Annotated in this window: 14 protein-coding genes; 8 read left to right on the top strand and 6 right to left on the bottom strand. The window is 70.2% G+C overall.

Annotated elements, in window-relative coordinates; genetic code table 11:
* Positions 1 to 11 precede the first annotated feature (11 nt).
* Positions 12 to 1,259, bottom strand: coding sequence for an extracellular solute-binding protein (locus M2157_RS40835; RefSeq protein ID WP_280856109.1), 1,248 nt, complete (start codon positions 1,257 to 1,259; stop codon positions 12 to 14).
* 125 nt (positions 1,260 to 1,384) lie between these two features.
* Positions 1,385 to 2,416: a LacI family DNA-binding transcriptional regulator gene (locus tag M2157_RS40830; protein ID WP_280856110.1), complete on the bottom strand. Its 1,032-nt coding sequence runs from the start codon at positions 2,414 to 2,416 to the stop codon at positions 1,385 to 1,387.
* 395 nt (positions 2,417 to 2,811) lie between these two features.
* Here M2157_RS40830 and M2157_RS40825 point away from each other — a divergent pair, with 395 nt between their 5' ends.
* Positions 2,812 to 6,417, top strand: a complete 3,606-nt coding sequence (locus M2157_RS40825) for a LamG-like jellyroll fold domain-containing protein (RefSeq protein ID WP_280858942.1) — start codon at positions 2,812 to 2,814, stop codon at positions 6,415 to 6,417.
* Positions 6,418 to 6,435: 18 nt separating this feature from the next.
* Here M2157_RS40825 and M2157_RS40820 read toward each other — a convergent pair whose 3' ends face one another.
* A complete protein-coding gene (locus M2157_RS40820) occupies positions 6,436 to 7,512 on the bottom strand; it encodes a LacI family DNA-binding transcriptional regulator (protein ID WP_280856111.1) in 1,077 nt (358 codons plus the stop codon).
* 223 nt (positions 7,513 to 7,735) lie between these two features.
* On the opposite strand from M2157_RS40820, the gene M2157_RS40815 reads away from it, so the two are divergent.
* Positions 7,736 to 8,287: a CGNR zinc finger domain-containing protein gene (locus tag M2157_RS40815; protein WP_280856112.1), complete on the top strand. Its 552-nt coding sequence runs from the start codon at positions 7,736 to 7,738 to the stop codon at positions 8,285 to 8,287.
* A gap of 102 nt (positions 8,288 to 8,389) precedes the next feature.
* Here the strand turns inward: M2157_RS40815 and M2157_RS40810 are convergent, their stop codons facing one another.
* Positions 8,390 to 10,495: an alpha-galactosidase gene (locus M2157_RS40810; RefSeq protein ID WP_280856113.1), complete on the bottom strand. Its 2,106-nt coding sequence runs from the start codon at positions 10,493 to 10,495 to the stop codon at positions 8,390 to 8,392.
* A 19-nt stretch (positions 10,496 to 10,514) separates the two neighbouring features.
* On the opposite strand from M2157_RS40810, the gene M2157_RS40805 reads away from it, so the two are divergent.
* The 6 genes from M2157_RS40805 (at position 10,515) to M2157_RS40780 (ending at position 18,505) form a co-directional block, all read left to right on the top strand.
* Positions 10,515 to 11,348 (top strand): LacI family DNA-binding transcriptional regulator, encoded by an 834-nt coding sequence (locus M2157_RS40805; protein WP_348541820.1) that lies wholly within the window; start codon positions 10,515 to 10,517, stop codon positions 11,346 to 11,348.
* Positions 11,349 to 11,759: 411 nt separating this feature from the next.
* Positions 11,760 to 13,070, top strand: a complete 1,311-nt coding sequence (locus tag M2157_RS40800) for an extracellular solute-binding protein (RefSeq protein WP_280856115.1) — start codon at positions 11,760 to 11,762, stop codon at positions 13,068 to 13,070.
* Positions 13,071 to 13,235: 165 nt separating this feature from the next.
* Positions 13,236 to 14,192: a sugar ABC transporter permease gene (locus tag M2157_RS40795; RefSeq protein WP_280856116.1), complete on the top strand. Its 957-nt coding sequence runs from the start codon at positions 13,236 to 13,238 to the stop codon at positions 14,190 to 14,192.
* Positions 14,189 to 15,043 carry a carbohydrate ABC transporter permease gene (locus M2157_RS40790; protein WP_280856118.1) on the top strand — a complete coding sequence of 285 codons (855 nt, stop codon included), beginning with the start codon at positions 14,189 to 14,191 and terminating at the stop codon, positions 15,041 to 15,043. Before M2157_RS40795 ends, M2157_RS40790 begins: the two co-directional genes overlap by 4 nt.
* A 58-nt stretch (positions 15,044 to 15,101) precedes the next feature.
* Positions 15,102 to 17,678, top strand: coding sequence for a CBM35 domain-containing protein (locus M2157_RS40785; RefSeq protein ID WP_280867656.1), 2,577 nt, complete (start codon positions 15,102 to 15,104; stop codon positions 17,676 to 17,678).
* Positions 17,679 to 17,713: 35 nt separating this feature from the next.
* Entirely contained in the window at positions 17,714 to 18,505 is a 792-nt protein-coding gene (locus tag M2157_RS40780) for an IclR family transcriptional regulator (protein ID WP_280867655.1), read from the top strand.
* Between the two features lie 57 nt (positions 18,506 to 18,562).
* Here the strand turns inward: M2157_RS40780 and M2157_RS40775 are convergent, their stop codons facing one another.
* Positions 18,563 to 21,001: an FAD-dependent oxidoreductase gene (locus tag M2157_RS40775; RefSeq protein WP_280867654.1), complete on the bottom strand. Its 2,439-nt coding sequence runs from the start codon at positions 20,999 to 21,001 to the stop codon at positions 18,563 to 18,565.
* Positions 21,002 to 21,182: 181 nt separating this feature from the next.
* On the bottom strand, positions 21,183 to 22,148 hold the full coding sequence (locus M2157_RS40770) for an ABC transporter substrate-binding protein (RefSeq protein WP_280867653.1): 966 nt from the start codon (positions 22,146 to 22,148) through the stop codon (positions 21,183 to 21,185).
* Positions 22,149 to 22,152: the final 4 nt, after the last annotated feature.

Raw genomic sequence — 22,152 nt, 5'->3', positions numbered from 1 at the left:
CCGGGGTGTGCTCACTTGACGGCGGACTGGGCGTCGGTCAGCGCGTCCTTCGGCGACTTCGAGCCGCTGAGGGCGGACTGGACGGCCTTCCACATCTGCTCGGAGATCTTGGGGTACTTGGTGCCCAGGTCGTCGCTGGTGCGTCCCTTGGCCGCCTTGACCGCGTCGACCCAGGGCTTCAGCTCCGCCGTCGCGGCCACCTGCTTGTCCTGGACCTCGCTGGTGGGGGCCACGTAGGACAGGGTGGTGTCGGTGTCGTACAGGTTCTGGGTGCTGGTCAGGCAGGTCGCCAGCTTCTGGGAGGTGGTGTAGCGGCCGGTGTCGTCCTGGACCGGGAGGGTGACGAACTCGCCGCCGGTCGGTGCGGCGGCGCTGCCGCCGGAGGCGCCGGGTATCGGGAGCACGCCGTAGTCGAAGCCGGCCTTCTTGGCGTTGGCGAGCTGCCAGGTGCCGTTCTCGGCGAAGGCGTAGTCGCCGGTCGCGAACTCCTGCCAGCTGGTCGTCTGGGTGTTGTTGAGGACCGAGTTGGGGGCGTAGCCGCCCTTGACCCAGTCCTTCCACAGGGAGAGCGCCGACTCGCCCTGGGCGGAGTCGAGTTGGGTCAGCTTCGCGCCCGCGCCCCAGAACCACGGCAGGAACTGGAAGCTGCCCTCCTCGGTGCCGATCGCGGAGAAGGTGATGCCCTTCTTGCCGGCCTTCTTCACCTTCTCCAGGGCCGCCGTCAGGGACGCCCAGTCCTTCACCGAGGCGATGTCGACGCCGGCTTCCTTCAGGACCTTCTTGTTGTAGTAGAGGGCGAGGGTGTTGGCGCCGATCGGGGTGCCGTAGGTCTTGCCGCCCGACTGGCCGGCCGCGAGGAGGTTGGGGTCGACCTTCGAGGTGTCCAGCTTGTTGTCGTCGGTCGTGGTGAGGACGCCCGCCTCGGCCAGGGTCGAGACGACCGGGTTGTCGACGATGAGGATGTCCGGGGAGTTGCCCTGCTGGGCCGCCAGCAGGGCCTTGTTCGTCAGGTCACTGGTGTCGAAGCCGGTCCGCTTGACCTTCACGCCCGCCTCGGTGCCGCACTTGTCGAGAAGGTTCGTCCAGGCCGAGCCCTTGGCGAACTGCGGGTAGGGGTCCCAGACGGTGTACGTGCCGCTGTCGGCGCCCTTGGTGCCGCTGCTGCCCGAGCCGGAGCCGCAGGCGGTGACGCCGGTGGCGACGGCCAGGGAGATCAGGACCGCGGCGGTCGGACGGTGCCGTCCGGAGAAGCTGTTCATGGTGGGTTCCTTCGGTTTGTGGCATGCGGGTGCCGCGGCAGGGGGTCGCGCGGAGATGAGGGCACCGCGAGCAGCGCCGTGGTGTTCGGACGTGCGGCGGTGTGACGAGTGGTTCCGGAGTGCGGTCAGGCCGTCGTGTCGGCCCGCGGAGGCCCCGCGGGCCCGGTACTCGCCCGCAGCGAGATCGGTGGGATGAGCAGGTGCTGCCGGGGCGGCGCGTCGGAGTGGTCCAGCCGCTCCACCAGCAGATCGACGGCGAGCCGGCCCATCTCGGCCGCCGGTACGTCCGCCGCGGTGAGCTGCGGGGTGACCGTCTCCGCCCAGCGGTTGGCGACGATCCCTGTGATGGAGAAGTCGCGCGGTACATGGCGGCCGGCGTGGGCGAGCCCCCGGTAGAGGCCGCCCAGCGCGGCCTCGTTCAGGGTGACCAGGGCCGTGGTGGCCGGGTCGTCGTGCAGGATCCGTTCCACGCAGGCCTGGCCCGCGGCGGCGTCGTCCCCGCAGCAGTACGTCCGCACCGTCAGCCCGCGTTCGGCCGCGGCCTTCGTGAAGCCGTCCAGTCCGCGGTGGGCGGACTCGTAGCCGGTCCTCAGGAGTTGTTCGGGCCGGTTGACGAAGGCGACTCGGCGGTGGCCGAGGTCCGCGAGGTGATGGACGCAGGCCGCCGCCAGCGCGGTGTGGTCCAGGCCGACGTACCAGCCGTCCTCCGGGTGGGCGGTACGGCCGATGGCGACGGAGGGGAAGCCGAGCGCGGCCAGGTGATCGGCCCGGTCGTCCTCCAGCCTGATCTCCATCAGGATCGCGCCGTCGACCCTCCGCTCCCCCAGCAGCCGCTGGAAGGAACGGTCGCTGTCCATGCCGCTTGGCGACAGCAGCACGTCGTAGTCGTAGGCCGCGGCGGCCTCCACCACGCTGCCGATGAAGTCCAGCTGCATCCCCGTGTAGTGGTTGCCGGCCGGCGGGAAGACCAGGCCGATGGTGCTGGTCCGCCCGTTCGCCAGGGCGCGGGCGCTGGCGCTGGGCTGGTAGCCCAGTTCGTCGACGACCTGCTGGATCTTCCGGCGCGTGTCCTCCGACACCGGGCGCTTGCCGCTCAGTGCGTAGGACACGGTGCTGCGCGAGACACCGGCCCGCCGGGCGATCTCACCGATGTTCACGGCGACTCCTTGGGACGGGCGACCGGCTTGTCGAACCGGTTCGCGTGGAGTGAACGTAGGAACTGACCCGACGCCTGTCAATACCCTGAACGTATTCGCTGACGGGGTGGGAGAGACGCGGAGATCCCCGTGTCGAAGGGATTGCTGGCCCGATGTCCCGGTGCTAGCTTCGCCGAACCGGTTCGACACGGTCGCCCCTGGCGACTCCCTCGCACCCGCCGTCACAGAGCCGCCGTACCCGCACTGCCTCAACACGCGCTTCCTCCCCCTGCACGCCTGGATCGAACCGATTCGACGGCGACTGAGACGGGCCGACCGGAACCCGTTACTCGACGATTGAGGACGTATCCATGTCATCCGCTGACAGATCCACGCGCCGCCGCGCGCCGGCCGCCATGGCGCTGGCCCTCGGCGCGGGCCTGCTGGCCGCGCCCGCCGTGTCCGCGCACGCGGCCGAGGCGCCCGGGCCCGCCGCCCGCTACACCTTCGACCAGGACGACCTCGCCTCCGGAAAGATCACCGACAGTTCCGGCAACGGACTGACGGCGAGCCTGGTGAACGGCTCGACGGCCCAGTCCGTGGCGGGCACGGACGGCGGCAAGGCGCTGGCCCTGCCCGGCGGGGCCCCCACCTCCGACGGCGCCTACGTCCGTCTGCCCCGCGAAGTGGTCGGCGACGCGAGCGACCTGACGGTCTCCGCCCGGGTGAAGTGGAGCGGCGACACGTCGTCCTGGCAGCGGATCTTCGACCTGGGCACCGACACCACCAAGTACCTCTTCAGCACTCCGTACAACGGCAACGGGCTGTTCCAGACCTCCGTGACCACCGGCGGAGGCGGCGCGGAGACCCAGGTCCGCGGCTATGCGCCACTGCCCGCGGACGCATGGCGGACGGTCACCGTCACCCTCGACTCCACCGCCGGCCGGCTCACCACCTACCTCGACGGGGTGGCGGTCTCCTCCGCCGCGACCGCCATCAAGGCCAAGGACCTGCTGAGCGGTTCGGCGACCGCCGCCGGCTACATAGGCAAGTCCCTCTACCCGGACCCGCTGCTCAAGGGCGCCGTCGACGACTTCGCCGTATGGCACTCGGCGCTCACCGCCGAGCAGGTGGCCGGCCTGGTCGGTGCCGTGCCGACCCTCCAGGAACTCTCCAAGACGTCCTTCGACGTCCGTACGACCGACGGGACCGCCCCGACCCTCCCCGCGGCCGTCCGCGCCGGCTTCTCCGACGGATACGACCGCGACACACCCGTCACCTGGGACGCCGTACCGCCCGAGAAGTACGCCGCGCCGGGGACCTTCACGGTCGCGGGAACGGCGGCGGGACGCGCGGTGCGGGCGAACGTCACCGTGGTCCGCGAGGGGCAGCTCACCGTCGACCTCGGCTCGGACACCGGCGCGTTCCACGGCGGCGCCTCCGGCACCCTCTACGGGGTGTACGGACCGGACGTCCCCACCAACAACCTCATCGAGGGCATGGGCCTGCGCACGGTCTCCACCAAGGCCCAGGACGGTCCGCAGCATCCCGGCGCCGACGCGCTGGACGTGGTCAAGCCGCTGGCCGACTCCACCGACGGCGACGTGTACATCTACATGACCGACATCCACCGCGGCTTCCCGTACGAGTGGCCGGGCGACACCCCCGCGGAGAAGCTCAAGCTCTATGAGGAGAAGATCGCCAAGCAGGTCGACCAGGTGCTCCAGCTGCCGAAGCAGTACCAGGACAACATCGTCTTCGTGCCGTTCAACGAGCCCGAGGGCAACATGTTCGGCACCGGCCAGTGGAGCTACAACAAGGTCAGCTGGCTGAGCGACCCCGACGACTACTTCGCCGCCTGGGACTCCGCGTACAAGCTCATCAAGACCAAGATGCCGGACGCCCGTGTCGCCGGTCCCAACACCAGCATCCTCTACGACCAGGTGAAGGGCTTCCTCACCCACGCCCTGGCCGCGGGCACCCTCCCGGACGTCATCACCTGGCACGAGCTGAGCCACCCGGAGGCGGTGCGCGCGAGCGTCGCCAAGTACCGGGTGTGGGAGAAGGAGTTGTTCAAGGGCACCGACCGCGAGGGCACCCAACTCCCCGTCAACATCAACGAGTACGCCTTCAACTACCACACCTCCGTGCCCGGCCAGATGATCCAGTGGGTCTCCGCGATCGAGGAGTCCAAGGTGGACGCCGACATCGCGTACTGGAACATCGACGGCAACCTCTCCGACTCCGCGGTGCAGTCCAACCGCGGCAACGGCCAGTGGTGGCTGCTCCATTCGTATGCCTCGATGAGCGGGCACACGGTGGCGGTGACCCCGCCGTTCCCCGGCGAGAACTACACCATGCAGGGCGTGGCCACGCTGGACCAGAAGAAGAAGCAGGCCCGGCTGCTCTTCGGCGGCTCCACGGGCAAGGGTCACATCACCTTCTCGGACGTTCCGAAGAAGCTCTTCGGTGACCGTGTGCACGCCTGGGTGCGGGAGATCGAGTGGAGCGGGCAGGTCGGCGACTCCTCCGGCCCGAAGCTGCTCACGGAGACGAACCTGAAGGTCGCGGACGACGGCACGGTCACCGTCGACTTCGGTGACGGCGCGCTGCCGAAGCTGAAGGAGTCCTCGGCGTACGAGATCGTCCTCAGCCCGGCCGGGAAGGCGGCGAAGACCCAGTCCCCGCCGGTGCGTTGGCAGGGTTCGTACGAGGCGGAGGACGCGGCCCACACCGGGTCCGGCTACTCGAAGAACGGCCCGGAGGGCTCCACCTCCGACGTGTCGAAGTTCTACACGTCCGGCGGCTACGACGTGGGCGGACTGCGCACCGGCTCGGACGTCACGCTCGACTTCACGGTGGACGTGCCCGAGGACGGCACCTACGACCTGAGCGTCTTCGCCAACTCCCTCAACACCTTCGACAAGGTGAAGGAGCAGGGCCCCACCAATGTCTTCCTGCGCGTGGACGGCCAGGCCGACAGCGAGCAGCAGCTGTATCTGCCGCTCGGCTACAAGTGGGTGGTGTGGGACCACACCGACACCAAGGTGAAGCTCACCAAGGGCAAGCACACCCTGACGCTCGCGGCGAAGAGCCTGGACGGCAAGCGTGCGACGAAGGGTGACGCCATCGTCGACCGCCTCACCCTCGCCCTTCCCGGGGCGTCGGCCGGCACCCAGGTCCACGAGGGCGAACTGGCCTGGCTGAGCGGCGGGGCACAGCCCGTCTACACGCTGCCCGAGCGGGCGGCCACCGGCTCGGGCGCGGCCCGGCTCGCCAAGGGCCAGACCGCCACGTTCTGGGTGTACTCCCCCGCCGACCGCGAGGCCACCCTCGGGGTCGACACCCTCGCCGGCGCCGGCGCGCGGCTCTCCGTCAACGGACACGACGTCCTGCGCCTGGCCAAGGGCAGGAGCAGCGTCGCGGTCTCCCTCTCCGGCGGCGTCAACAAGGTGACGCTGACGGGCGGTTCGTCGGCCACCCTCGTCGACCGCCTGACGGTCACACCGACCGAGGGCGCGCTGAAGGCCCGTACGTACGAGGCCCAGGACGCGGTGCTCGCGGGCTCGGCCGCACTCACCCCGCTGGCCCTGGCCACCGACGGCACGGCGATCACCGGCATCGGCGGCGACCCGGGCAACGGCAACACCGCGACGTTCACCGTCACCGCGGACCGGGCCGGTCTGTACGCGCTGCGCGTCCGCTACTCCAACCCGGAGCAGTCCGAGGCCACCCACTACAACCCGGACCCGCTGGCGCGCCACGCCGACATCACCGTCAACGGCGGGGAGATGCGGCGCGTCGGCTTCCCGCACAGCTTCCACCAGGACAACTTCTGGGAGCTGACCGTCCCCGTCACCCTGAAGAAGGGACAGAACACGATCGCCTTCCGCTCCGAGGAGCTGCCGAACTTCGACGGCGCGACCTACGCCTCGGAGACCTTCCCCGGGGTGCTGCTCCGATCCCGGTACGCGCCGCTGATCGACCGGATCACCGTGGCGCCGTACTCGCGGGAGAAGTGATCACCACCGGCGGCGCCGTCAGGCGCCGCCGGTGCCTCTCCATCCGGATGGCCGCCGCCCGCCCGTCGGCGGGGGCGCCGTCGAGGCGCGTACGACGAGCTCGACCGGAGGGTCGGTCGCCGGGGCCGGCTCGGCGTCCGGTTTCTCGATGGCCTGCACCAGCAGCCGCAGCCCTTCCCGGGCCACGGCGTCGAACGGCTGGCGCACGGTGGTCAGCGGTGGGGTGACATAGGCGGAGACGGGGATGTCGTCGAAGCCGACGACACTCACGTCCTCCGGCACGCGCAGGCCCGCTTCCAGCAGTGCGCGGACCAGGCCGACGGCCATGTCGTCGTTGGCGGCGAACACCGCGGTGACATCACCGGCGGCGGCGAGTTCGCGGCCCGCCGCGTAGCCGGACGAGGCCGACCAGTCGCCCTCGATGACGGGCGGCTGTTCCCTGTCACGTTCCGCGAGCGCCGCCCGCCAGCCCAGGAGACGGTCCCGGGCGGCGAACCACCTTTGCGGACCGGCCAGATGATGGACCGTCACATGCCCGAGGTCCAGCAGGTGTTCGGTGGCCGCCCGCGCCAGTGACTCCGCACCGACGCCTGCCGCCACCGCGCGCGGGCCCCCGAACGTCGCGGGCGCGCCGAGGATCAGGACCGGGACGTCGACCCTGAGCGGCACCGAACCCTCGTCGATCGGTTCGGACACGACGATGCCGTCCACGCCCTGTTCGAGGAGCGACTCCACGGCCCCCGCGACACCCGCCGGATCGCCCTCCCGCGTGTTGACCACCCGGAGCGCGTATCCCGCGTCCCGGGCGGCCCGCTCGATGCCGATGAGCAGGGAGGCGGGGCCGTACAGGGCGGTTCCGAGCGCGACCACGCCGATCGAGCGGGTACGTCCGGAGGCCAGGGCCCGGGCCGCGCCGTTCAGCCGGTAGCCGAGTTCCTCCGCGGCTTGCAGCACCCGTCCCCGCACGTCGGCCGACACGTACCGCTCGCCGTTGAAGACCCGCGAGACCGTCTTCTGCGAGACGCCGGCCAGCCTGGCCACATCCACGGCACGCGGCGCGCCAGGGCTCTGGCCCTGTCCTCCCACTGGCGTCATTGAGTCTCCCGATGTCCGGCAGCTCGAATCCTACGCAAGCCGTTGCCCGGTGTGGCCGTCGGAGCGGCGGCGGTGCAGCGTGAACGTCTCGAAGACCGACAGGTCGTCGACGTGACCGGTTCCGACCGTCAGGGCGTCACCGATTCGACCCTCAACACATACCCTGCGCGAGCCGAAGCGGCGCGCCTTGCCCGCATGACCCGTCACCTGTCAGAATGGTGATGTGAACCTCGACCATGTCTTCGTGTGCGGCAACCCGGCCCTCGACTTCGCCGCGACGCTCCGGGCGCGGCGTTCGACGCGCTTCGAGATGTTCGCCGCGCCGGAGAGGCTCGACGCATGGTATCGGGAGTCCGGCGTCGTCGACGCGGTCTCCCCGAGCAGCGAGGCCGACGTCGAGCAGGCGACGACCGTACGGGAAGCCGTGTACCAGCTGGTGACCGCCCGCCGGCTCGGTGAGGGGTACGACACCGGGGCGCTGGCCGTGCTCAACAGCGCGGCCCGCAAGCCGCCCGCGGTGCCCCAGCTCACGCCGTCCGGGCGGTGGACGCAGGCCGACCCGGAAGAAGCGCTCTCCACGGTGGCCCGCCTCGCGGTGGAACTCCTGAGCGGCCCCGACGTACCCCTGATCAAGGAGTGCGGCAACCCCGAGTGCACCCGCATCTACATCGACCGCTCCCGGGGCATGCGCCGGCAGTGGTGCGGCATGGAGTCGTGCGGCAACAAGATCAAGGCCGCGGCGTACCGGGCCCGGAAGAAGAGCGTCAGCCCGTGACCGGTCCCGGGAGGGGCGGATCCGGCAGAGCGGGCCCGCCCCGTCCCACGCTCAGGCGGACGCGGCCGGCCTGAGGAGTACGGCCATGTCACCGCCGCGCGTTCAGACGGTCGTGGCCAGCCTGAGCAGTACGGCCGTGTCGGTGCGCGGCAAGCCGACGGTGAGCTTCCCCTCGGCCGCGTCCCACTCCACCGTGGCGTCGGCCGTCGTGGGCTGAAGCACCTCCGGCCTGGACTCGACGCAGCGCAGGTGGGAAAGCGTGAGCGTACGGCGCTCCGGGGCGTCGGTCCGATCCCGCCGCCACACCGCGACGAGCGTCGCGTCGCGCCCCCGCAGCCCGTGGGCGATCCAGCCGTCCTCCCAGCCCGGCAGGCCCAGCGGCCAGAAGGGACGGGCGTCGGCGATCTCCGGCCGGATGTCCTTGTACACCCGGATCGCGGAGCGGACGAGCTCGAACTGCTCGGCGTCCATGCGGTCGAGGAAGCCGGAGAGATGGATCCGGCCCAGCAGTGCGCCGGTGAGGGTGAACGCGATCCTGTCGGGGGTGTGGTCGGGCTGCGGGTAGGCCCACACCGCGGCCTGTTCGGGGGCCGCGGCGGTGGCGGCGGCCGCGGCGATGGGCGGGTAGCGCAGCAGGTCCTGCTGGTCGCTGGTGGACTGGAGCTGGGTGACGGCTAGTTGGGCGTAGTCCATGCGCAGACCGCCTGAGCCGCAGTTCTCCAGGACCAGGCCGGGATGCCGGTCCAGGAGGGCGGACATCCAGTCGAGGTGGGCGCGGTGGTGGCCCAGCAGACCGGCGCCGGGACTCTCCGGGCCGTTCTCCGTGCCGGGTCCGATGTTGATGTTGTAGTCGAGCTTGAGGTACCCGACGCCCCACTCTCCGACCAGCCGGTCCACGACCGCGTCGAGGTGGGCGCGGGCGGCGGGGTGGCGCAGGTCCAGGTGGTGCCGTCCGTGTTCCGTCACGCGCAGGCCGCCGCGCCGGAAGAACGCCTCGGGAGGCAGGCTGTCGGCCAACGGGCTGCGCACGCCCACGACTTCGGGCTCCAGCCACAGCCCCGGGACCATGCCGTGCCCCCGGATCGCGTCCAGCACCTCCTGGATGCCGCCGGGGAAACGGCCCCGGGCGGCCTGCCACGCGCCGACGGCGTCCCACCAGCCCTGGGCGTCGTCGTCGTACCACCCGGCGTCGATGACGAAGACCTCGGCGCCGGCCCTCCCCGCCGCCTCGACGAGCGGCAGGAGCTTGTCGGTGGTCGGGTCGCCCATGAGGGTGTTCATGTAGTCGTTGTAGATCACCGGCAGGGCGCGGAGGTCGGGGTGGTCGCGGCGGATCAGCCTGCGGTAGTCGGTGAGTTCACCGAAGGCGGCGTCGAGACCGCCCGTCTCACCGCGGACGAGGACGGCGGGAACGGTGTGGAAGTCCTCGCCGGGCGCGAGGGTGTGCTGCCACTGGTGGTGGGCGTCGTCGGGTCCGAACAGGGCGACGTAGGCGGCGCCTTCGCGTTCGCCGGACTCGAAGCGCCAGCCCGCGCTGGACTCGATCTGCCACAGCCAGGTGCGGCCGGAGAGGTCGGTGAGCGCCCCCATCGGCAGGTGCCGGCCGGTGGACCAACTCCCTTGCGAGAAGCGCTCGAAACAGCCGCGCCCCTCGTGACCGTGCGCGGGCCGGCTCAGCGGGACGACCTGGTCACGGAAGGAGGCGTTGCGCCAACGGCACTCGGCGAGCCAGTCGTTGTCCGCCCAGTGCAGGGTCAGTCCGTCGAGACCGCCGGCCACGTCGGTGATGCCGCCGACGGTCAGGGTGCTCACGCTCTCGAGCCGGAGGGGTGTGCTGCCCTCGTTGACCAGACGCACCCGCGAGCGCAGGAAACCGGCACCCGGAGCCGTCTCCAGGACCACCTCGGCGACCAGGCCGGTCTCGGGGTCCGCGAGCCGGATCGTCGTACGCTCCTTGCTCCCCTCCCGGACCGTCTCGTGGTCGCGGTAGGTCAGGCGGTCGCCGATCGCGGTCTCGATGAAGCGCTCCCCCGACCACAGGCGTCCGTGCCCGGTGGCGGTGACCTCGACGAGCGGGACCAGACCGGCCCAGTCCTGGTCGGGCGCCCCCAGCCGGACCGAGCCCGTGGCGTCCACGACGGCATGCAGCCTGAGCTCCGGGTGCGACCAGAGGCGGGATCTCTCGAGTGTTCCGACGGCTGCGGTCAACGCAATTTCCCCTTCCGGGATGGTTCGGTACTGCCACGGTCTCGTCTGGGCTGAGCTGGGAATTCGCGCTCGGCGGGCGAGAGTTGGCCGCGTCGGCGGTTGTATTTCAAAGGTAAATCCCCAGTTACGGTCTCTTGACGCCCGCAATGTGACCGCTCACAATCCTCGCATGCATGTGACCGGTCACACAAGCTTCGACGGCCAGACCGCGCCCTCCCCGGGGCGGCGCAGGCCTGTCGGCATCCGCGCTGTCGCACGCGCGGCGGGCGTCTTCCACCCGACCGTTTCGAGGGTCATCAGCGGCCGTCCGAACGTGAAGGAGGAGACCGGCAGACGCGTCGAAGCGGCTGTACGAGCCCGGGGGTCCAGGCGCGACGCCACCGCGTTCGCCCTGGCCGGCGGGGTGACCCGGGCGGTCACGGTCCTCACCTCGAACACCGTCCTCCGCGGCTGCCCGGCCACCCCGCGGGGTCTGGAGGAGGCGTCCCGCTCCGCCAGGTTGGCGCTCGGCGTGCGGGTGGTGACACCGGAGGACGACTTGGACCCTACGGTCGCCGGGGCCGCCGATACCCGTGGGCGGCCTGGTGGTCATCGGCTACGACCGTCTCGGCGCCGCCGTCCTGGACCGCGTACCGGCGCGTGTGCCGTGCGCGGCGCCGGTGAAGGCGCCGCCGCCCGACCGGCCCTGTGTGTGCCGACGACCGGGAGGCGGCCCGGACCGCCGCCGAACGCCTTCTCGGACTCGGGCACGAAACCGTGCACTACATCGCGCTCCCCGCTCCCCGCCTCGACCGGAACCCGTGCACGGCATCACCCCGCGCCGAGGGCCGGCGTCAGACCGCACGGTTCCTGAACCGGACCGGCACGCGACCACCCGCCCCCGACAACCACCCCCCACTCCCCCTCCACCAGACCGCGCGCTTCCAGAACCAGACCGACACCCAACCGCCCCTCCCACTCCCCCACAACCACCCCGCTCCACCGGACCACGCAGCTCCCGAACCAGACCAACACCCAGCCACCCCACCCCCACATCCACCCCGCACCACCGAACCACCCAACTCCCGAACCAGACCAACACCCAGGTCCCCCGGGCACCCGACAGCCACCCCCTCTCCGCCGACCCGCACCGCACGCCCACCGCGACACCGCACCCCGACCTCCGCAGCACCGCACGCCCACCGACACCGCACCCCGACCTCCGCAGCACCGCAGAGCACCGCACCGCCCCGCCCTCGCCCTCCGCACGACCAAGGATCTCGCCATGAGAAGAGCCGTCTCCGTCCTCGCCACTGCCTGTGTCATCGGGCTGACCGGCACCGCGTGCAGCGACAGCACCGCCGGAGGTGCCGGCGCCGCGCCCACCGGGTCGGTCGATGCCACCGCCTCGCTCAAGGGCGTCAAGCTCACGATGTGGGTCGCCCAGAACAGCGTCTCCGAGCCCAAGCAGGTCATCGAGGCGTTCGAGAAGGCCACCGGGGCAAAGATCACCACCGAGGTGATCCCCGACCCGTACGAGTCGAACGTGCCGACCAAGCTCGCCTCGGGCACCAAGCCGGACCTGATGTTCTGGCAGCCCACGGGCAGCACCCTGCCGTTCGTCCAGCCCGCCCAGAACCTGCTCCAGCTCGACAACGAGGACTGGGTCTCCAAGCTCGGCAAGACGGAGCAGAGTCTCGGCCAGGTCGACGGCCACCGCTACGCCGCGATCGTCACCAGCCCCGCGGTGCTCGGCGTCTACTACAACAAGGCGGTCTTCAAGAAGGCCGGCATCACCGAGATGCCCACCAGCTACGACGCCATGCTCGCCGACGCCAGAACCATCAAGGAGAAGACGGGCGTGGCCCCCTTCTTCGAGGTCGGCGGCGACAAGTGGCCGCTGCAGTGGCAGGTGCAGCTCCAGATGACGGACCTGCCGCAGACGTTCTGGGACAGCCTCAACAAGAACAAGGATTCCTGGACCGACAAGACCATCGTGGACGCCATCACCACGTACAAGACGAAGGTCCTCGACGGTGGCCTCGCGCAGAAGAACTACAAGACCGCGACCTTCGTCGACCAGGGCAAGGCGATCATGGACGGCAGCGCGGCGATGGCCGTCAACGTCACCTCGCTCCAGTCCGAGATCCAGGCGACCTCCAGCACCGCCGAGATGGACGCGAAGCTGGGCTGGTTCCCGCTCTCCAACAGCGCCGCCCAGGCCGAGTACTCGCCCGACCAGACCAACGGTGTGGTCGCCTTCAACACGGGTGACAGCAAGCGGCAGACGGCCGCCCGGCAGTTCATGTCCTTCTGGCTCGGCAAGGACTACCCGGCCTACATCAAGGCCAACAAGCTCGTCTCGGTGCAGCCGTCCGTGCCCAACCCCGACGGACTGCCGCAGACCGCCATCGCCCAGGCCGAGGCGCTCTCCAGCGCCACCGGTGTCTTCCAGGTCAAGGCGCTGACCGCCCCTGACATGCACCTCGCGCTCGCCGACATGATCTACGGCAAGAAGACCCCGCAGCAGGTCGCCCAGGCCGCCGAGGACCAGTTCGACCAGGTCCTCAAGGCCCGCGGAGTCTCGGGCTTCTGACGGCGCCGAAGCGCTCCGCCGGGAGTGCCGCGCGCGTGCCGTCGATCGTCTGCGGCACCGTCGTGGCTGGTCGCGCCCACGCGGCGGAGGCGCAGATCTTCGTCCGACCCTCCCCCGGGCCGCCCGTCGGCGGCGAGCCCGGGGTCCCGTACCGGAGGTTGAAACGTGGCGGACACAGCCACCCTCGGCGTCGGTGACGCCACGCGCGCGAAGGAAGCGGACCGGGCCGCGCGTCCCGGCCGGCCCGGACGGTCCCGTCGCGGGGCCGACCAGCCGTGGTGGTTCGCGGTGCCCGCGCTCGCCGTGTTCGGAGTGTTCTTCCTGCTGCCGAACCTGCTGAACTTCGTCTACCCGTTCACCGACTGGTCGGCGTTCCACCCGCAGATCGGCTTCGTGGGCCTCTCGAACTTCTCCACGATCCTGCACGACGGGTCGATGGTCCGTGACATCCGTATCACCCTGGAGTACGCCGTCCTCGTGGCCGTCTTCCAGAACGGCTTCGGTCTCGGGCTCGCCCTGCTCCTGGAGCGCGACACCCGCTTCAACCGTTTCTTCCGCGCGGTGTTCTTCCTGCCGGTGCTGATCTCCGCCCTGGCGGTGGGGTACATCTTCCGGGCCCTGCTCGCCCAGGACGGGGCGCTCAACAGTGTGTTGTCGTCGCTGGCGGGTCACCCCGTCGACACGCCCTGGCTCGGCTCGACCACCTGGACGCTGGTCGTCGTCACGCTCATCCACGGCTGGAAGTGGATGGGCCTGGCCATGCTGATCTATCTGGCGGGGCTGAAGAGCATGCCCGGTGATGTGCTGGAGGCGGCCCGCATCGACGGGGCCGGTGGCTGGCGGACCTTCTGGTCGATCAGGTTCCCGCTGCTGGCACCGGCGGTGACGTTCAACGTGACCACCGCGCTGATCGGCTCCATGAACACCTTCGACATCGTCCAGGCCACCACCGCGGGCGGCCCTGGCAGCGAGACCGAGGTGTTCAACATCTACATGTTCCGCATCTTCGGTCAGGGCCTCTACGCGCAGGCCTCGGCGATGAGCCTGGTGCTGTTCCTCATCGTCGTCGTCCTCGCCGTGCCCGTCATCGTCGGTCTGCGCCGCAGGGAGAACAACCAGTGACCACCGTCGGCGCGTTCGCGCCCGTTCACCGGCGTCCGTGGCGCTGGGTGCAGCCCGTCGTCGTGCTGCTGATCGCCGCCGTGACCATCGGCATCCCGCTGTGGCTGGTCGCGGTCACCTCGGTCAAGCCGCAGGCCGAGGCCGTCAAACCCAACCTCTCCCTGCCCCACCACGCCCAGGCCGCCGCGAACTACCAGCAGACCTTTGACGAGGGCAAGATCGTCCAGGGTTTCGTCAACAGCCTTCTGGTGGTGGCCCCTTCGGTCGTCCTGGTGCTGCTGCTCGGGGCCGGTGCGGCCTGGGTGTTCGCCCGCCGCAAGGGGCGGCTGGTCAACGCCCTGTACGCGCTGAGCATCAGCGGACTGCTGCTGCCGCCCGCGGTGATCACCATCGTGATGGAGCTGCGCCAGCTGGGCCTGGCCGGCACCCGGCCCGGCATGATCGGCGTCTACGCCGGGATGTACCTGTCCACCTCGATCTTCTTCATGACCGGGTTCATCCGCGCGCTCCCCGAGGAGTTGGAGGAGGCGGCGCGCATGGACGGGGCCGGTCCGGTGCGGGTCTTCTGGCGCATCGTCCTGCCGCTGCTGCGACCGGTCATCGCCACCGCGACGATCATGGTGATGCTGTTCGCCTGGAGCGACATCTTCTACGCCTTCTTCGTCCTCGGCGGAGGGGACAGGGCCACCCTGCCGCTCAACCTCTACCAGGTCGCCAGCGCCCAGCTGTACCTCAACAACTGGCATCTGATCTTCGCCTACGTCGTGATGATGAGCCTTCCCATGGTGCTCGTCTTCGTCATCGCCCAGCGCCGCATCGTCTCCGGCATCACCAGCGGCGCCGTCAAGTAATCCCACCCCCCGAAGCAACACGAGCCTCCCGCGACGGTGCGGGAGGAGGAGGTCAGCCATGCCTCGTACGTCTGCCCTGCCCGAAAGTCCCCGCACCACCCGGCGTCTCGTCGGCCTCGCCGGCGCGGCCGTCGTGTCCGCACTCGTCGGCTCCTTCCTGACCTCACCCGCTGCCCAGGCCGCCGCCCCACAGCTCAAGGTCGACCTCGGCACCACCACCGGCGCGGTCATGCACGGTGCGAACGGCGCCCTCTACGGCCTCAGCGACGACGGCGTGCCCGGGGACAGCGTGGTCGCGCCCCTGCATCTGAGGACCATCGCCCAGAAGGCGCCGGACGGGGCCCAGCACCCCAACGGCGACGCGCTGGTCGTCCAGTCCCAGTACGCCAGGACGGGCGGCGGCGACAACCTGATCTACATGCAGGACATCTACGCCAACTGGCCTTACGAGGATCTGGGGTTGAGCGACTACCTGACCAAGGTCGACACCATGGTCCGCAAGGTGGCGGCCCGTCCGGACGCCGGTACGTTCGTGTGGGTGCCGTTCAACGAGCCGGACGGCAACTGGTACACCGGCCTGGGCAGTTCGGACGCCACGACCTACGCGAACGCGCTGAGCCGCTTCAAGAGCGACTGGACGACCGTCTACGACAAGATCCGGTCGATCATCCCGGACGCCCGGATCGCCGGCCCCAACGAGACCCACTACGACCCCCGGCTCATGGGCGACTTCTACCCGTGGGCCAAGGCCAACGACGTCCTGCCGGACATCACCACCTGGCACGAGCTCGACCCCGGTTCCCTGGCGCACTTCGAGTCCGACCTCGCCGCCTACCGGACCCTCGAGACCGACGCGGGCATCAGCCCCCGGCCGGTCAACATCAACGAGTACGCCGACCGCCGCGACCTGTCCGTGCCGGGGCAGATGGTCCAGTGGATGTCGATGTTCGAGCGGAACAAGGTCGACGCCGACCTCGCGTACTGGGACATCGCCGGGAACCTGGACGACAACGTCGCCCAGACCAACATCCCGAACGGCAACTGGTGGCTGATGCGCTGGTACGCGGGACTGAGCGGCCAGACCGCCAAGGTGACCCCGCCGCAGGCCAACACCACCGACACGCTCCAGGGCGTCGCCTCCCTCGACACCGGCCGCAAGCAGGCCCAGGTGCTCCTCGGCGGCGGCACCTCCGGCTCGGCCGACACCGTCGTCCAGCACATCCCGTCCTCCTTCGGCAGGAAAGTCAACGTCTCGGTGGAGCGCACCGCGTGGAGCGGTTACGAGGGCGGTGCGCCCGCGCCCAGGGTGCTGGCCCGCAGCACCTACGCCGTCGCCGCCGACCGCAGCATCACCGTGCCGCTGACCGGCCTCGACCCGATGTCGGCCTACCGCATCACCGTGAACCCCGCCGGCCCCGGCTCGCCCACCGCGGCCTCCGTCCCCTGGTCGGCGTCGTACGAGGCCGAGAACGCGGCCATCACCGGCGGCACGGTCTACAGCCAGGGCTCGGTGTCCAACGCCTACGGCTACGCCACCTCGGGCACCAAGGACGTCGGCAGCCTCAACCGGCCGACCAGCAAGGTCGCCTTCACGGTCAAGGTCCCGAGGACGGGCAGCTACGACCTCGACGTCTTCTACGGCAACCAGTCGGGCGCCCCGGCGACCCAGACCCTCACCGTGGACGGCGGCGCGGCCCAGACCCTCACCTACGGGCCGACGCTGAACTGGACCTACCGCGCCACCGCCCGCGCCTCGGTGTCACTGACCGCCGGCAGCCACACGATCGCCCTGGCCAAGGGCACGAACGAGGTCACCCTCGACAAGGTCGACCTCACCGCCGCCTCCACCGCGCAGACCCTCTACCCGGCCGCCTACACCGACGTCACCGGCACGCCCACGTACGGCTACTCCGCGTCCGGCATCACCGGCGCCGGTTCCCTGGCGCTGGACTCCGCGGACTCGGCGATCTTCGACGTGTACGCCCCGGCCGACGGCTACTACACGGTCCACACCGACTACTCCTCCGACGGCACCGGCACGCTCGCCCTGGACGGCGCCACCGCCGTGACCCTGCCCTCCACGCGCGGCAGGCTCACCGACAAGTGCTCACGGCTGTACCTGTCGGCGGGCAACAACCGCATCACCGCCACCACTTCGGGTTCCACCACGCTCACCCTGCGCGACCTGCGCGTCGCCGCGAGTGGTGACACCAAGGGCGTGACCTCCTACCAGGCCGAGGACGCCACCCTCGCCGGGACCGCCGTCGTCACCTCGGACACCTGGGCCTCCGGCGGCAAGTACGTCGGCTACATCGGCAACGGCGCGGACAACACGCTCACCTTCAAGGTCGACGCGGCGAGCGCCGGGCGCTACGTCATGAACGTCCGCTACGCCAACAACCAGGTCTCCGGCTCCGGGAACTACAACACCAACGTCGTCTCCCGCGCGGCCCGGATCAGTGTCGACGGGACCGCCCGGACGGTCATGTTCCGCAACAACTACAGCTGGAACAACTACTGGGACCTGCCGGTGCCGGTGACCCTCTCCGCGGGCACCAACACCGTCACCGTGGCCAACCCCACGGCGTACGCGCCCAACGTCGACCGGATCACGTTCGCACCCCTCACCGGCTGAGGACGACTGTTGACCTGCTCGCATAGAGTTCCGCCATGAGCAGCTACGGTACCGAGTCCGGGGGCACGTCCAGCGGCGGTGTGCAGTCCGTCGACCGGGCTGTCACCGTGCTGGAGATCCTCGCCCAGCGTGGCGAGGCAGGCGTCAGTGAAGTGGCCGAGGCGATCGACGTCCACAAGTCCACCGCGTTCCGTCTGCTGGGCGCGCTGGAGGCGCACGGGATGGTGGAGCAGGAGGGTGAGCGGGGGAAGTACCGCCTCGGCTTCGGCATCGTGCGCCTGGCCGGGGCGGTCACCGGGCGCATCGACGTCACCAAGCACGGCCGCGGGATCTGCGAGCGCCTCGCCGACAAACTGGGCGAGACGATGAACATCGCGGTCCTGGAGTCCCACCATGTGATCAACCTCGACCAGGTGCGCGGCCGGTCCGCCATCACCGCGCAGAACTGGGTCGGCCGGCTGACGCCGATGCACTGCACGTCGAGCGGCAAGGTCCTGCTCGCGCATCTCACGGAGCAGCGCCGGGACGAGCTCGTCGCCGCGGCCGGGCTCGAGCGGATGACCGCACGCACGCTGACCTCCCGGCAGCAGCTGGAGGCGGAGCTGGTCCGGGTCCGCGAGCAGGGTTACGCCCTGACGGTCGAGGAGTACGAGGAGGGCCTCAACGCCATGGCGGCGCCGGTTCGTTCCGGCGACGGCAAGGTCGTCGCCGCCCTCACCGCCTCGGGGCCCGCCTTCCGTCTCACCGAGGAGCGGATGCACGAGCTGGCCCCGGTGCTGATCGAGGGCGCCGACGAACTCAGCCACCGGCTCGGCTACTTGGGCTGACGCCGTCCGGGCGCTGGGTCCGGGCGCCCCGGCGCCCGGACCATGGCTATGACCCGCTCACCCCCGAAGGCGGGACATCGCCGGGTCGAACAGCGGCTCCTCGGCCACGACGGCCTCCACGCGCTGGTCGAAGTAACCGATGTGCAGCGCACGGCCGGCCTCAGCGAGCTCCGCGGGCAGCCAGGCGTACGCGATGCCCTTGCCGATCGTGTGGCCGAAGGCCGCGCTGGTGACGTGACCGACCGGGCGCTGCCCGTCGTACACCGGCTCCTTGCCCATGACGACGGCCCGCGGGTCCTCGATCGTCAGGCAGGTCAGCTTCCGCCGCACGTCGGCCTTGCGTCGCTCCAGTGCCGCCTTCCCGACGAAGTCCTCCTTGTCGGCCTTGACGGCGAAGCCGACCCCGGCCTCGTACGGGTCGTGCTCATAGGTCATGTCGGTGCCGAAGGAGCGGTAGCCCTTCTCCAGGCGGAGGCTGTTGAAGGCGCCCCGCCCGGCCGCGATCCCGCCCAGCGGACGGGCCGCCCGCCACAGCGTGTCCCACAGCTTCAGGCCCTGGTCGGCGGTGGTGTACAGCTCCCAGCCGAGCTCACCGACGTACGACAGGCGCATGGCCGTCACCGGGACGGACCCGATGTGAGCGCGTTTGGCGCGGAAGTACTTCAGGCCCGCGGCCGAGAAGTCCTCGTCCGTGAGCGGCTGGAGGACGTCCCGGGCGAGAGGTCCCCACAGGCCGACGCAGCAGGTGCCGGGGGTGATGTCACGGACCTGGACCGTGCCGTCGGCGGGGAGGTGGCGGGTGAACCAGTCGAGGTCGAGGTTGCCGTTGGCGCCGACCTGGAAGAGGTCGGGGGCCAGCCGCGCGACGGTGATGTCGCTGCGGATGCCTCCGTCGTGGTCCAGCAGCAGGGTGTACGTCACCGAGCCGACGGACTTGGCGACCTTGCCGGTGCACAGCCGCTCCAGGAAGTCGGCAGCTCCCCGTCCGCTCACCTCCAGGCGCTTGAGGGCCGTCATGTCGTACATCGCGACGGTCTCGCGGGTGGCCTGGGCCTCGGCACCGACGATCGGCGACCAGTACCGCGCGGCCCAGTCGTTCGGGGTGACGATCGAACGGCCTTCCACCAGTCCCGCGTTGGCCTCGTACCAGTGCGGCCGCTCCCAGCCGTTCGCCTCCAGGAAGAAGGCGCCCAGCTCCTGCTGGCGGGCGTAGAAGGGGCTGGTGCGCAGGGGACGCGGGTCACCGGAGGGCTGCAGCGGGTGCAGGATGTCGTAGACCTCCACGAAGTTCTGGCAGTCGCGGGCCAGTACGTACTCCGGGGCGAGCTGGTGCGGCTCGAAGCGGTTGACGTCGCACTCGTGGAGGTCGAAGGAGGAGCAGTGGCCGTCGACCAGCCACTCGGCGACGGCTCGTCCGACGCCGGCGGAGTGGGTGACCCAGACGGCCTCGGCGACCCAGAAGCCCTTGACGTCCGGGGACTCGCCGAGGAGGGGCAGGCCGTCGGTGGTGAAGGAGAACAGGCCGTTGATGGCCTCCTCGATCTTGGCCTCGCGGGTGGCCGGCAGCAGTGACTGCGTCTCGGTCCAGGCGTCCGCGAAGTCGTCCTCGGTGAACTTCAGGACCGACGGCATCCCGTCGGCCTCGTCGACGGAGAGGATCTCGTCGGCGGTGATGGGCAGGGGGCGGTGGCCGTAGTAGCCGATGCCGAGGGTGTCGTGGCGGTCGCGGTAGTAGAGGTCGGCGTCCTGGTGGCGCAGGATCGGGCGCACCGCCTCCTCGGTCTGGCCCTCGAGCGCCGGGACCGGGCCGGTCCAGGCGAGCTGGTGGGCGAGCGGGGTGAGCGGGAGGTTCATGCCGGCCATGCGGGCGATCCTCGGGCCCCAGATGCCGGCGCAGCACACGACGATGTCGGCCTGCAGGTCGCCCCGGTCTGTCCGGACTCCGGTCACTTCCCCGTCGGCCTGGAGGACGTCGAGGACCTCGTGGCGGGCCAGGAACGTCACTCCGCGCTCGGTGGCCCGGCGGATCTGCGCCTCGACGGCGAGGACGGCCTTGGCGAGGCCGTCGGTCGGGATGTGGAGACCGGCGAGGACCCGGTCGCGGTTGACCAGGGGGTGCTTGTCGACGCACTCGTCGGCGGTCAGGATCCGTGACTCCACGCCCCAGGAGGTGAGCCAGCCCTGGCGGCGGTGGAGTTCGGTGACGCGCTCGGGCGTGGTCGCCACTTCGAGGCCGCCGACCTGGAGGAAGCAGGGCTGTCCGTCGACGTCGAGCGAGCAGAACTTCTCGACGGTGTAGCGGGCCAGCTCGGTCATGGTCTTGGAGGAGTTGGCCTGGAAGACGAGGCCCGGGGCGTGCGAGGACGATCCCCCGGTGGCCGGGAGCGGGCCCTGGTCGACCACGGTCACCTCGGTCCAGCCGCGTGCGGAGATCTCGTCGGCGAGTGCCGCGCCGACGACGCCCGCTCCGATGATGACCACTCGGGGTCCCGCCATCGCCGCACCTCCGGTTAAGTTGCTTTGTACGCAACACGATTCAGGCTGCGCAACTCAATGTGCCCGCCGTGCCGGTGGGTGTCAAGAGGCCCGCCGACGTCACGGAACGGGCCGGAAAGCGGCAACGCCCGGTGGGCGGCGCGCGGGAGTGCGCACCGCCCACCGGGCGTCCACGAGCGGGCTACTTGATCCAGGCGTCGACCTTGTCGCGGTTGGCGTCGACCCACTTCTTGGCCGCCGCGTCCGGCGTCATCTTGTCCACCGCGATGTACTTGGCCACGGTGTTCTGGTCGTCGTTCGTCCAGTTGAACTTCTTCACCAGGTCATAGGCGGGGCTGCCGGACTTCGCGAACTTCGCGCTGACGATCTTGTCGAGGTCGTAGACGGGATAGTCACAGGCGACCTTGGCCGGATCGGCGTCGCAGCCCGTCTTGTACGCGGGCAGGTCGACCTTGACCAGCGGCACCTCGGACAGGAACCACTGCGGCTCGTAGAAGTAGCCGATCACCCACTCCTTGTTCTTCTCGGCGTTGCGGTACGCCTGGATCAGCGCGGTCTCGCTGCCCGCGTACACCACCTTGAAGTCGAGCTTCAGGTTCTTCACCAGCGCCTCGTCGTTGGTGACGTACGACGGGTCGCCGTCCAGGAGCTGGCCCTTGCCGCCGGACTCCGAGGTCTTGAACTCGGCGGCGTACTTGTTGAGGTTCTTCCAGTCGGTGATGTCCGGGTGGGCCTTGGCCAGCCACGGCGGCACGTACCAGCCGATGATGCCCTTGTTGCCGGTCGGGCCGGCCTCCACGGCGGTCTTCTGCTGGGTGATGTACTTCTTCTTCAGGTCGTCGTGGCCCCAGTTCTCCAGGACGGTGTCGACCTCGCCGGTGCCGAAGCCCTGCCAGGCGATCTCCTCCTTGAGGTCCTTCTTGGTGACCTTGCATTTCAGGTCGTGCTCGGCGACGTACGCGACGACCGCCGCGTCGGCCTCGTAGCCCACCCACGGGTTGATCGCGAGGTTGAAGGTGCCGCACTTGCCGGAGCTGCCCGAGCCGCCGGCCTCCGAGGAGTCACCGACCTTCGCGCCGCCGCAGGCCGTGAGGGTGAGGCCGAGGACGGCCAGGCCGGCCGCGCCGGCTCGCCAGTGTCTTGCCATCGTG

This window comes from Streptomyces sp. SAI-127, from assembly GCF_029894425.1.
Taxonomy (GTDB): domain Bacteria; phylum Actinomycetota; class Actinomycetes; order Streptomycetales; family Streptomycetaceae; genus Streptomyces.
The sequence above is the reverse complement of the archived record's forward strand: the minus strand, read 5'-3'. Positions and strand labels throughout refer to the sequence as shown.

Bases quoted from the DNA above. Each gene is read 5' to 3' on its own strand.
- M2157_RS40835 (WP_280856109.1), bottom strand. From the start codon at position 1,259: ATGAACAGCTTCTCCGGACGGCACCGTCCGACCGCCGCGGTCCTGATC.
- M2157_RS40825 (WP_280858942.1), top strand. From the start codon at position 2,812: ATGGCGCTGGCCCTCGGCGCGGGCCTGCTGGCCGCGCCCGCCGTGTCC.
- M2157_RS40820 (WP_280856111.1), bottom strand. From the start codon at position 7,512: ATGACGCCAGTGGGAGGACAGGGCCAGAGCCCTGGCGCGCCGCGTGCC.
- M2157_RS40805 (WP_348541820.1), top strand. From the start codon at position 10,515: ATGGTTCGGTACTGCCACGGTCTCGTCTGGGCTGAGCTGGGAATTCGC.
- M2157_RS40800 (WP_280856115.1), top strand. From the start codon at position 11,760: ATGAGAAGAGCCGTCTCCGTCCTCGCCACTGCCTGTGTCATCGGGCTG.
- M2157_RS40785 (WP_280867656.1), top strand. From the start codon at position 15,102: ATGCCTCGTACGTCTGCCCTGCCCGAAAGTCCCCGCACCACCCGGCGT.
- M2157_RS40780 (WP_280867655.1), top strand. From the start codon at position 17,714: ATGAGCAGCTACGGTACCGAGTCCGGGGGCACGTCCAGCGGCGGTGTG.
- M2157_RS40775 (WP_280867654.1), bottom strand. From the start codon at position 21,001: ATGGCGGGACCCCGAGTGGTCATCATCGGAGCGGGCGTCGTCGGCGCG.
- M2157_RS40770 (WP_280867653.1), bottom strand. From the start codon at position 22,148: ATGGCAAGACACTGGCGAGCCGGCGCGGCCGGCCTGGCCGTCCTCGGC.